This is a genomic window from Myroides marinus (genome assembly GCF_900109075.1).
GTDB lineage: Bacteria > Bacteroidota > Bacteroidia > Flavobacteriales > Flavobacteriaceae > Flavobacterium > Flavobacterium marinum_A.
The window spans coordinates 66,232-78,640 of sequence record NZ_FNYS01000017.1; the positions used below are offsets into that span (position 1 = coordinate 66,232).

Sequence of the window (12,409 nt, forward strand, 5' to 3'; positions counted from 1 at the left end):
GAACATTGTCCCAATTTAACGAAGCATATACATGTAAATAAGTATTCATGCTCTAACTTTTGGTTATATCAAAGAATAGTGAACTGACTTTAGTCTAGGATGCTTCTAAGCTTATTTTAAGCTTGCTCTATAAAATGTGTCTTGTATAGAGCATTTTCGAGGAATTGTAGAAGAATTGTAAAAGGATTTGCTCTTAGAAGCTTATTTTACTGGGATTAAGGACATGTGAGTGTTTTTAGTATATAAGAATTTTGTTTTTGTAAGTATTTTGTTATAAGTGTTCTATGTTTTATTGTGCAATATATGAGAATAAAAAAAGTAAGGTGCTTTTTTTATAAATAGGACTTCTAAAGACTATAAAATCCCTTTTTTAGATAAAAACACACCTTAAAAAGAGATTTTACATATCAAAAATAGGCGTTTTTGATTCAGAAATAGAAAATAATAGATAAAAATGAGAAGATGATACCTAATTAGTACAAAATCTCATTATGTGTGATATATATTGTAGTAAAGCGTTATGAAGTATATAAAAGAAGAAATAATGTCTTATCAAATACTATTGTAGGGTATAATATGTGTGTATAAAAAAACCACCCTTTTTGGGTGGTTTATATATAAAGGTATAGATTACTATTTTTCGATAGTTTGGTATACTTTAAGAGCTTGTTTTAAGATTTCAGCTGATCGGATTAAGTCTTCTTTTTTAAGTACATAAGCCATACGAGCTTCGTTTAATCCTACACCTGGTGTAGAATAGAACCCTGCAGCTGGAGCAATCATTACAGTTTCTCCATTTAGGTCATACTCTTCTAATAACCATTTAGCGAAGTTATCAGCATTCTTGATAGGGAATTTAGCTACACAGTAGAAAGATCCGTGCGGCATAGTTACTTGTACTCCTTCTATTTGTTGTAACGCTGTGATAAATACATCTCTTCTTTCTTTATACTCCGTGATAACTTCATCAAAGTATGATTTAGGAGTATCTAGAGCAGCTTCAGCAGCTATTTGTTCAAAAGTAGGAGGAGATAGACGAGCTTGAGCAAATTTCATTGCAGCAGCCATTAAATCTTTGTTTTTAGATACGATACATCCAATACGAGCTCCACACATACTATAGCGTTTAGATACTGAGTCGATCATGATAGCGTGGTTAGCTAATGCAGGAATACTCATTACAGAGATATGTTTATATCCATCATAAGCAAATTCTCTATATACTTCATCAGCAATTATGAATAAGTCATGTTTCACAACTAGTTCTGTTAATTGCATCATTTCTTCTTCTGAGTATAAGTAACCTGTAGGGTTACCTGGATTACAGATAAGAATTGCCTTTGTTTTAGGAGTTATAAGCTTTTCAAATTCAGAGATAGCAGGTAATGCAAATCCATTGTCTATAGAAGACATTACAGGTACTATATTTACTCCGTTAGAAGTAGAGAATCCGTTATAGTTAGCGTAGAATGGTTCTGGGATGATGATTTCGTCACCTTGATCCATAGTACTTCCTAGTGCAAATAATAATGCTTCAGATCCACCTGTAGTAACGATTATATCAGCTACATCTACATTAAGATTTTGATCTTGATAGTGCTTTGCTAGTTTCTTTCTATAGCTTTCGATTCCAGCAGAGTGACTGTATTCTAATACTTCAAAGTTAGCGTCTTTAACAGCTTGTAAAGCTCCAGCAGGAGTTTTGATATCTGGTTGACCTATGTTTAAGTGGTATACATGATGTCCTTTTTGTTTTGCAACCTCTGCAAATGGTACCAATTTTCTAATTGGTGATTCAGGCATTTGAAGCCCTTTGTTTGAAATCTTTGGCATAGTTTTAAAATTTAAATAAACATAGTAAACGACAAAGAGAGAATTGACGTAGAATCAATAATACCCTATCAGATTACTATCGCAAATGTAACTTATTTTATGTAAAATTATGCAACAAATTGATTACTAAATATTAAGTTAAATATACTGAATTACTGGCGTTTTTGGTTATTTTTGTTGCACTATTAAAACAACATATTAACATCTCATGGATAAAAAAATAATATCTTTTTTTTCTTCGACTCGGTTAATGGCTGTTCTTTTTATTGTTTTCGCTATTGCGTTAGCGGCAGGGACATTCATTGAAGATCGTTATAACACAACTACTGCTCGTATCTGGATATATAATACCAAATGGTTTGAGTTTATTATGTTTATCTTTTTAATAAACTTTATTGGTAATATTAAGAGATATAGATTATGGAGTAAAGAGAAGTGGGCGACACTATTACTACACGCTTCTTTTATCCTAATCATGTTAGGTGCATTTATTACTCGTTATATAAGTTTTGAGGGAATGATGCCTATTAGAGAAGGAGAGACTGCTGATCAAATCTATTCTGACAAAACATTCCTTACTGTGTTAGTCGATGGAGAGTATCAAGGTGAAATGCGTAGGTTGCCTTTTGAAGAACCAATTCTTTTTTCTCCTGTGACTAATAATCACTTTACGATAAAAGAGAAATTCAATGAGATTCCTTTTGAAGTAGAATATAAAGACTTCATTATGGGAGCTCATGAGACATTAGTAGAAGACGCTCAAGGTGAAGTGTACTTAAAATTAGTAGAGTCTGGTGATGGAGAACGTCATGAACACTATCTAAAAGCTGGTACTACTCAGAGTATTCATAATGTACTTTTTGCGTTTAACAATCCTACTGATGGAGCGATTAACATCATACAAGAAGGAGATCAATATTATATGGACACTCCTTTTGGAGGGTCATATATGGTAATGGCAACACAGGCTAAAGGAGATGTGGTAGCAGGAACTAAGTCTCCGCTTAACTTCAGATCTCTTTATAATATGGCTGGTACACAGTTCGTATTACCAGAGATGCCTATTAAAGGAAAGATTGTTTTAAAATCTGATGGTGATTTTAAAAATAAGAGAAATACAGATGCTTTAGTTTTAACTGTACGTACTCAAGGTAAAACAGAAGAGGTAACTCTAATGGGTAAAGGAGGTAGAATGGGAGAACCACAACACTTCGTATTAGGTGATTTAGAATTCACATTACTATATGGTAGTAAAGTGTATACTACACCATTCCAAATTAAGTTAAATAAGTTTATTGCTGAGAAATATCCTGGAACAGAGAATAGTTATGCTTCTTTTGAAAGTCAGGTAACTGTTCTTGATGGAGCTGAGAAGTTCGATGCACGTATTTATATGAATAATATTTTAGATTATAAAGGGTACCGTTTCTTCCAGGCAGAGTTTGACAGAGATGAGAAGGGAACTATTTTATCAGTGAATCACGATTTCTGGGGGACTTGGATTACTTATATTGGGTACTTCTTATTATATATAGGTATGTTAGCGATTCTGTTTGACAAGAATACAAGATTTGGTGATTTGAGAAGAAAGCTTGATAAAATTAGAGAGAAGAAAACTTCTGTACTTTCGTTATTGTTTTTATTCCTTTCGGTAGGAGTATTTGCACAGCATAATCATGATAATCCAACGCGTCCTAGTGTAGCGATGATTGATTCATTAGTGACATCGACAGCAGTGAATAAAGAGCATGCTGCTAAATTTGGTGAATTAGTTATTCAGGATTTCGGTGGACGTATGAAACCTGTGAATACATTTGCTTCAGAGTTATTAAGAAAGGTATATAAAGGAGAGTCTTTTCATGGGTTAAATCCTGATCAGGTTTTCTTATCGATGACACAGTTTACAGTAGCTCAACAAATACAAGGAGCTCCTAACTATTGGTATTATGTGCCTATTGTTAAGTTACCTAGAGGAAATGATAAGGTATTAGAGATTCTAAAATTACCAAAAGATGCTAAGTATGCAGCATTTATTGACTTCTTTGACGAACAAGGTAATTATAGATTAGCAAAAGTGGTAGAGGATGCAAATCACTCTGCAGTTAAGAATAAGTTTGAAACAGATTACTTAGACTTAGATTCTAAAATGGCGTTGTTAAACAATGCTTTTACTACTCGTATGTTGACAATCTTTCCAATACCAGGGCATGATAATGATAAATGGATTTCTCCATTAGAATTGAATGAAGCAGGTATGACTGGAATGGATTCTACATTTACAAAGAGTGTGTTGCCTAGAATGTATGTACCAGCTTTATTTGAAGCAAAAGAAACTGGAGATTATAGTAAAGCGGATGAGTTCTTACAAAGTATTAAGACATTCCAGAATGCTTATGGTAAAACTGTAATTCCTTCTGAGAAAAAGATTCAGTTTGAGATTCAATATAATAAGTATGATATATTTAAGACACTATATAGTTACTATATGTTAGCTGCTGTGTTCTTATTTATATTTATAGTATCAGAGATATTAAAACCTAGACGTATTAATAAGACATTAATAAAAGTGGGTAGCTGGGCTACTATTTTATTATTCGCCATTCATACTTTAGGATTAGGAGTGAGATGGTATGTGTCAGGGCACGCTCCGTGGAGCGATGCTTATGAGTCTGTTATTTATGTAGCATGGGCTACAGCTTTATTCGGATTATATTTTGGTCGCAAGTCTGAATTAACAATAGCGTCTACTGCATTTGTGGTAGGTATGGTATTGTGGGCTGCACACCAAAACTTTATGGATCCAGCCATTGGTAACTTACAACCTGTATTGAATTCTTATTGGTTGATTATCCACGTAGCAGTTATTGTAGGTAGTTATGGTCCTTTTACACTAGGAATGATCTTAGGAGTGGTGACACTACTTTTAATGATTATGACTAATGAGAAGAATAAGAAAAAAATGGATCTTAATATTAAAGAGTTAACTTACATTAATGAGATGGCTCTAACAGTAGGTCTAGTATTGTTAACTATTGGTAACTTCTTAGGAGGACAATGGGCTAATGAAAGCTGGGGACGTTACTGGGGATGGGATCCTAAGGAGACATGGGCACTAGTAAGTATTATGGTATATGCTTTCGTTATCCATGCTAGATTAGTTCCAGCTATGCGTGGTACATGGTTGTACAATGTATTTAGTGTGGTGGCTTATTATTCTATTATGATGACATACTTCGGGGTTAACTTCTATTTAAGTGGATTGCATTCTTATGCATCAGGTGATAAAGTAATTACACCTACTATTGTATGGTGGTCATTAGGATTTGTAATTATAATAAGTGTTTTCTCATTTATTAAATACAAAAAATACTTAAAGAAATAGTATTTAAGAATACTTAAACATATTAAAAGCCTAGCTTCATCTCAGAAGCTAGGCTTTTTTTGTTGGTATCAATTTATTTTGAGTTTTACATAGTTAATTATACATATTATTAGGTAAATAAACTTTTTAAGATAACGTATTTAATAATATAAGCTGAGGATATAAAAAGACGGTTTGTGAATAGAAATAAAAAAATATTGTGTGTTTTTATAAGTTGTTTTTTTAAAATATTTGAATTATGCTGTTTTGTATCCTGATATAAATTAGGTTAAATTGAGTAAATATTGCAGATATTAGGTTTTTTGGTTCTTAATATGTATTTATATTTAAAAAAGGTTAATTTATGCGAAGTATAATTAAATTTTAACATTTGTAGTTGGTTAAGTTCTTTTTTTTATAAATTTGTAACATATAATGTTCCGAATATATAGGGGGTATTGTAGATTTTAATAATTTAGAATTATGAATTAATTAACAAAATTGGGATTTGTGTCAGTTCTAAAAATTAGAAAAACATTTAAAATAAAATTTTTAAACATGAAAAAGAAAATTACTACTCTGTTTTTGTTGGCTCTAGGAGCAACTACGTATGCACAAGTTGTGCCTGGTGTAGGTATTGGTACACCACTACCTGCTCAGTCTGCAATGTTAGAGATTGACTCTGCAGATAAAGGGGTTTTGATTCCTCGAGTTACTATTTCTGACCTTAAAGCATATGGTCTAGCTGGAGGTGTTGCTGTTGAAGGTATGTTAGTTTTTAACAACACAGCTAAAGTAGATCCAGCTGATGCAAAGAAAAACCTTATTAGTGTAGGTTTTCATTATTGGTCAGCAGCGACTGCTCAATGGGAATTAATTACGTCTCAGTCTCAGTTAAATACTGTAGTTAAGGAAATTAAAGAAGATGTTAAGACGGAGATTGAAAAAATCACAAATATTACTGGTGGAACAGAAGGAGATAATAGTTATTTAGTTTCTTTTAAACCAGATAGTGATGGGAAAGATGGTACTACAGGTGTTCTTTCTTATTTATATCCTAAAAAAGATACTGCGGGAAAAATTACTGGATACGAGAAAAAAACAATTTCTTTTGCTGATTTAGTAAAGGGTGAAGAAACTAATACTTTTATCAGAGAGATCAAAGAATTAGTGAAGTTTACTGATAATAATGTTGAAAAAGAAGAGTTAAGAGTTGTTGCTTATGTATACTTCAGTGAAGCAGCTATTAGAAAGTTTAAAGCTGATAAACCTGATGAAGCTATTGATAAGATAACTGATGATTATGGTACTAAGCTTGACATTAGTGCTGTAGTAACTAATAATACTAAGAATATCTTTAATGATAAAGAAACTATCAAAGAAGTTACTAAGATCTTAGAAAGCGCTAAAGATGTAGTACGTGCAGTACCTGATGGAAAAGGTGGTGATGGTGTTAAGTTAGTTTATAAAGCTGTTGAGAACGGACCTGATATCGATTTTCCAATCAACTTATTAGAAACTAAAACTAAGTTTGGTCGTTTAGCATCTGATAAAGATCTAGATGCAATTGCAGATACAGATTATAAACCTGTTGTTGATGCTCCTCAAAAAGCAAAAGCAGGTGAAGTAATCTACCAATACTATGGTGAGGATAAAACTGCTCCTAACTTCATCAATATTACTGCTGATGTTATTAAAACTATCAACGAGAATACTGATGTTAAAAATACTTTTAATAATACGGTTAATAAATTTTTAAGTCAAGGAGGTAACGTTTATTATGGTAAAATTAATGGAGGTACTGATAATGTTTTATTTGAGAAAATAGAGAAAACAGAGAATGGTGTGACTACTTATGTAGATACTCCAATTGATATTTCTAAAGATATCTTAAAGGTTATCGAGAAAGATAATAAATTAATTGAGAAGATTAAAGAGTTAGGAACTATAGTAGTTGATGGCGGAGGAAGTAAAACAGGTGAAGTTATCGATGGTTTCCATGTGTATAAAGCGATGTTACCTGGTACTGTAGAAGAGAAATCAGTAGGTTTAGGTTATAACAGTAACTTTAAAGAAAACTTAAAACCAAATAACTTTAAACGTTTAAAAAGTATCCAAATTCTTACAAAGGATGGACAGTTAGTATTAAATAATGTTACAGATGTAACTTATGTTAATGCTACTACAGGATTGGCATTCAACTTTGGTGCAGGTAAAATGTATACTCCTTTAAAAGCTGGTGCTTATGATGTAGTATTAGAGTATATATCTACTGAAGCATATGTTGCTCCAACTCCTCAACCATAATTATTGTCTTATCGTTTAAAAATTAGAAAGAAATGAAAAAAAATATAATCACATTATTAGCAGTTGTATTAAGTGCTACTGCTTTTGCTCAAGTTAAAAATGGTGTTGGTTTTGGAGCTAAGAAAGTTGATCCTTCAGCAGCATTACAAGTTGACGCAACAGATAAAGGGGTTTTGATCCCACGTATTGAGATTAAGGACTTAGCTACTTATGGTCTTGCAGGTAACAGTGCTCCAGTAGGAGGAATGATTGTTTTTAACAAAACAGCTGTTGGTAATGCGGATGCTACTAAAGCTATTTCTGTTGGTTTCCATTATTGGTCAACAGTAACTGCAAAATGGGAATTAATTACTTCTCAATCTCAATTAAATACAGTAGTTAAAGAGGTGAAGGAAGAAGTGAAAAAAGAAATAGAAAAAATTACTAATATCACTGGTGGAACAGCTGGAGATAATAGTTATTTAGTTTCTTTTAAACCAGATAAAGATGGTGAGAGTAATACTACTGGTGTCCTTTCTTACTTATATCCTGTTAAGGATGATAAAGGAAATATTACAAGTTATACAAAAAAAACAATTTCTTTTGCGGAGCTTGTGAAAAATGAGGAAACTAATACTTTTATCAGAGAGGTAAAAGAATTGGTGAAGTTTACTGATAATAATGTAGAGAAGGAAGAGTTAAGAGTAGTTGCTTATGTATACTTCAGTGAAGCGGCTATCAGAAAGTTCAAAGCTGATAAACCTAATGAAGCTATTGATAAGATAACTGATGATTATGGTACTAAACTTGATATTAGTGCTGTAGTAACTAATAATACTAAGAATATCTTTAATGATAAAGAAACTATTAAGGAAGTAACTAAGATCTTAGAAAACGCTAAAGATGTAGTACGTGCTGTGTCTGATGGAAATGGTGGTGTTAAGTTAGTTTATAAAGCTGTTGAGAATGGACCTGATATTGATTTTCCAATCAACTTAATAGAAACTAAAACTAAATTTGGTCGTTTAGCTGCTGATGGGGATATGGCTACAATTGCTGCTGGTGATTATAAACCAGTTGAAACAGCACCAACAACTGCTAAAAAAGGTGAAGTAATTTATCAGTACTATGGTGAGGATGCTACTAAACCAAACTTTATCAATGTTACTTCTGACATTATCAAAACAATTAACGAGAATAAGGAAGTGAAAGAGACTTTCAATAAAACGGTTAATGAGTATTTGACTAAGGGAGGTAATGTTTATTATGGTGTTATAAATGACCCTGCTACAGGAAAACCATTTGATGGGCCAGTTTTATTCGAAAAAATAGATAAAGGTGATGGAACTTTTGTAGATACACCTATTGATATTTCTAAAGATATCTTAAAGGTTATTGAGAAAGATAGTAAGTTAATTGAGAAGATTAAAGAGTTAACTAATGTTAAGATTTCTGAGGGAATAGATTTACCAACTGGTGTTACTATTGGAGGTAAAGAAGTTTATAAAGGATTTGCTAATATCAAAGTTCAGGATAACGCAGGTTATGATAGTGGATTTAAAATAATCAAGAAAGGTGGTACATTAGGTAATGAGTATGTAACGATTGCGCCTAATAAAGTTGTAGTTGATAAAGACGGAAATGCTACTACTGTACCAGTAGATGCTAATTTTGGTAGACTTTTAAAAGTATCGGTTTTAGCAAAAGGTGGAAGTGTTGTTATTGACTCTGCTACTGATGTTATAACTACTCCAATGAATGAGAAGATGTTTTCTTTTAGCTTTGGTCTAGGAAGTATGTATACTCCTATTGAAAATGGTGACTACGAAATTATTTTCGAGTACGTAGTAAAATAATAATATTGATAAATACTGCCTATTTTATTTAGGTAGGCAGTATTTTATATTACATTTTGATTTAATAGGATAATGTAAATCTTATAAAAAAATTAGACTATGAAAAAATATATAATAACATGTGCTGCTTTATTTGCTATGTCTTATTATGGACATGCTCAGATAGGGATTGGTACAAAAACTCCGGATGCTACTACAGCTTTAGATATGTCTCAAGTGAAGAACAAAGGGGTTTTGTTTCCACAAGTTACCTTAGCTGATGTTAAATCTGTAGCACCATTTACTACGAGTCTTAAAAAAGGACTTTTAGTTTATAATACAAATACTTCTCTTTTAGGTATTAAGGGAGATGCTACGGGGTTTTATCAATGGAATGGCTTATCATGGGATAAATTAGTATCTCATAGTGAGGTTGTAAAATTGATAGAAGATAGCAAAGGCGAATCTAATGAAGACTTAAAGAAGCTTATAGAACAGTTAGTTAATGAAAACAAAGACGGTAAGTTTTCTGGAACTTCTGTTGTTATGTATGACTTTGATAAGGAAGAGTTTTATACTTTAGTTAAAGATAAGGATGGTAGTGTTATTAAATCTACTCCTATTAATCTAACTAATGCTATTCGCAAAGCAGAAACGAATACTTTTATTCGCTCTGTGCAAGGTGAGAATAACAAAACTGTAGGTTATCTTTATTTTAGTGAAGAGGCTATTAAAGCTTGGCAAAAAGCTAATCCAGCAATTGCTGCTGATTATGTTAAGCAGATGAAGAAAGAAGACGGTGTTTTTATGGATGTCGTTGGTGATGTTACAAATAATTTAGAGGAGATTGTTAAGTCTAAGAAAGAATTTTTCGAGACTTTTATCAAAAATATTAAAGGTAATGTAACTGTTAGTGTTGAAGGAGATCGTACTTACCTTATCTATAATGACGGTACTAAAGAAATTAAAATTGATTTAAGTCAATTAGAGACTGAAACTTTTGTACGTACTATCAAAGAATCGAGAGATGGTAAGGAAGTTATTATGGGATATGTTCACTTTAATGAAGAACAGATCAACAAATGGATCAAGGCCAATCCTGCTGGAGCGAACAGTTATAAAACTGAAATGAAAAATTCAGATGGTACCTATTTAGATATAATTGGTGCTGTTACGAATAACCTTAAAGAAATTTTTAATAATAATGGTGATTTAATTACTCAGATTATTAATAATGCAAAGGGAAATGTTACTGTTAAGGTGATTGATGGTAAAACATATTTAGTTTATAAGGATGAGAACGGTAAGGAAGTAATTATCGATTTGTCAGCAATGGAGGTTGATACTTTCATTAGAGCGATTATAGATCCTAAAACTGATAAGTTAGTTAACTATGTTTACTTTAGTGAAGCTGCTATTACTAAATGGCAAAGTGCTAATAAAGATATTGCTAGTCGTTATAAAGACATGATGAAAGAGACTGATGGAGGAACTATTATTGATATAGTAGGAACTGTAAGTCAGAACTTTGAAAAAATCATTAATAATGAAGGAAATAAAGAGTTGATTACAAAAATAATCACTAATAGTGAAGGAAATGTTACTGTTAAGGTTGTTGATGGAAAAACTGTTTTAGTATATAAAGATAAAGAAGGTCAAGAGCACATTATAGACTTATCTGCTTTAGAAGTTGATACTTTTGTTAAAGCTATTATAGATCCTAAAACTGATAAGATTCTTAATTATGTTTATTTTGGCGAAGCTGCTATTACAGCTTGGCAAAAAGCAAACCCTAAGAAAGCAGATGATTATAAGGATTTAATGAAGCCTGCTGATGGTGGAGTAATTATTGATGTTGTAGGTGCAGTAACTCAAAATTTTGAAAAAATTATCAAAGAAGGAGATAATATTAAACTTATTACTGAAGTAGTTGAAAAAACTAAAGGAGCAGTTTCTGTTGAGGAGAGAAATGGAAAACTTGTTCTAGTTTATGTTGACGAGACTGGTAAAAAACAAGAGTTTGATTTAAGTGCTATTGAAACTGAAACTTATATTATTGATATAGTTGATCCAACTACAAAGAAAATAACTGGTTATGTTTACTTCAGTGAAGAGGCGATTGCTAAATGGAGAAAAGCTAATCCAGGTAAAGATTACAAGAAAGATATGACTGCTGCTGATGGTAAGTCAATCGATGTAGTTGGAGCAGTTACTAATAACTTCAAAGAGATTATCAACGAAGGCGATAATATCAAACATATTACTGAAGTAATCGAAAAAACTAAAGGAGCAGTTTCTGTTGAAGAGAGAAATGGAAAACTTGTTCTAGTTTATGTTGACGAGACTGGTAAAAAACAAGAGTTTGATTTAAGTGCTGTTGAGACTGAAACTTATATTATTGATATAGTTGATCCAACTACAAAGAAAATAACTGGTTATGTTTACTTCAGTGAAGAAGCAATCGCTAAATGGAGAAAAGCTAATCCAGGTAAAGATTACAAAAAAGATATGACTGCTGCTGATGGTAAGTCAATCGATGTAGTAGGAACAGTCAATAATAATTTCAAAGAGATTATTAATGAAGGTGATAATATCAAGCATATTACTGAAGTAATTGAGAAAACTAAAGGAGTAGTTTCTGTTGAAGAAAGAGATGGAAAACTAATCTTGGTTTATGTTGATGAAAACGGTAAGAAACAAGAGTATAATTTAAGTGCTGTTGAGACTAATACTTTTGTTCGTATAGTGCCAGGAAAGGATAGTAAGGGAAATCCTATCAATCTTAAGTATGTTTATTTTGGAGAAGAGGCAATTGCTACATGGAAGAAAGCTAATCCAGGTAAAGATTACAAAGAATTAATGCCTGAAACTGCTGGTGTAGTTATTGACGTACTTACTGATGTAACCAATAATTTAGGTGATATCATTAACAATAGTGGAGATGCATTTAACGATTATCTTAATGCATTCTTGATTAAGGGAGGTAATGTTTATTATGGTAACTCAAGTTTCGCACCAATTTACTTTCACGTAGTAGCCTGATATTTAAAGTGATAATTATTGGATAAAAGTCCAAAAGATTCAATATTATCAA

The 12,409-nt window shown here is 32.0% G+C and carries 5 protein-coding genes; 4 read left to right on the forward strand and 1 reads right to left on the reverse strand.

Going from position 1 to position 12,409, the window contains the following annotated elements; genetic code table 11:
* Positions 1–633 precede the first annotated feature (633 nt).
* Positions 634–1,833 (reverse strand): pyridoxal phosphate-dependent aminotransferase, encoded by a 1,200-nt coding sequence (locus tag BMX53_RS14670; protein WP_038984547.1) that lies wholly within the window; start codon positions 1,831–1,833, stop codon positions 634–636.
* Between the two features lie 208 nt (positions 1,834–2,041).
* Between BMX53_RS14670 and ccsA the strand changes: the two genes are divergently transcribed.
* From ccsA to BMX53_RS14690, 4 genes are all read left to right on the forward strand, one after another.
* Positions 2,042–5,215 carry a cytochrome c biogenesis protein CcsA gene (gene ccsA, locus BMX53_RS14675; RefSeq protein ID WP_074747246.1) on the forward strand — a complete coding sequence of 1,058 codons (3,174 nt, stop codon included), beginning with the start codon at positions 2,042–2,044 and terminating at the stop codon, positions 5,213–5,215.
* A 537-nt stretch (positions 5,216–5,752) separates the two neighbouring features.
* Positions 5,753–7,501: a hypothetical protein gene (locus tag BMX53_RS14680; protein ID WP_074747247.1), complete on the forward strand. Its 1,749-nt coding sequence runs from the start codon at positions 5,753–5,755 to the stop codon at positions 7,499–7,501.
* A gap of 32 nt (positions 7,502–7,533) precedes the next feature.
* Positions 7,534–9,336, forward strand: coding sequence for a hypothetical protein (locus tag BMX53_RS14685; protein WP_074747249.1), 1,803 nt, complete (start codon positions 7,534–7,536; stop codon positions 9,334–9,336).
* 99 nt (positions 9,337–9,435) lie between these two features.
* On the forward strand, positions 9,436–12,357 hold the full coding sequence (locus BMX53_RS14690) for a hypothetical protein (protein WP_074747251.1): 2,922 nt from the start codon (positions 9,436–9,438) through the stop codon (positions 12,355–12,357).
* The last annotated feature ends 52 nt before the right edge of the window (positions 12,358–12,409 follow it).

Coding starts and splice junctions, on each gene's coding strand:
- BMX53_RS14670 (WP_038984547.1), bottom strand. CDS start 1,833: ATGCCAAAGATTTCAAACAAAGGGCTTCAAATGCCTGAATCACCAATT.
- ccsA (WP_074747246.1), top strand. CDS start 2,042: ATGGATAAAAAAATAATATCTTTTTTTTCTTCGACTCGGTTAATGGCT.
- BMX53_RS14680 (WP_074747247.1), top strand. CDS start 5,753: ATGAAAAAGAAAATTACTACTCTGTTTTTGTTGGCTCTAGGAGCAACT.
- BMX53_RS14685 (WP_074747249.1), top strand. CDS start 7,534: ATGAAAAAAAATATAATCACATTATTAGCAGTTGTATTAAGTGCTACT.
- BMX53_RS14690 (WP_074747251.1), top strand. CDS start 9,436: ATGAAAAAATATATAATAACATGTGCTGCTTTATTTGCTATGTCTTAT.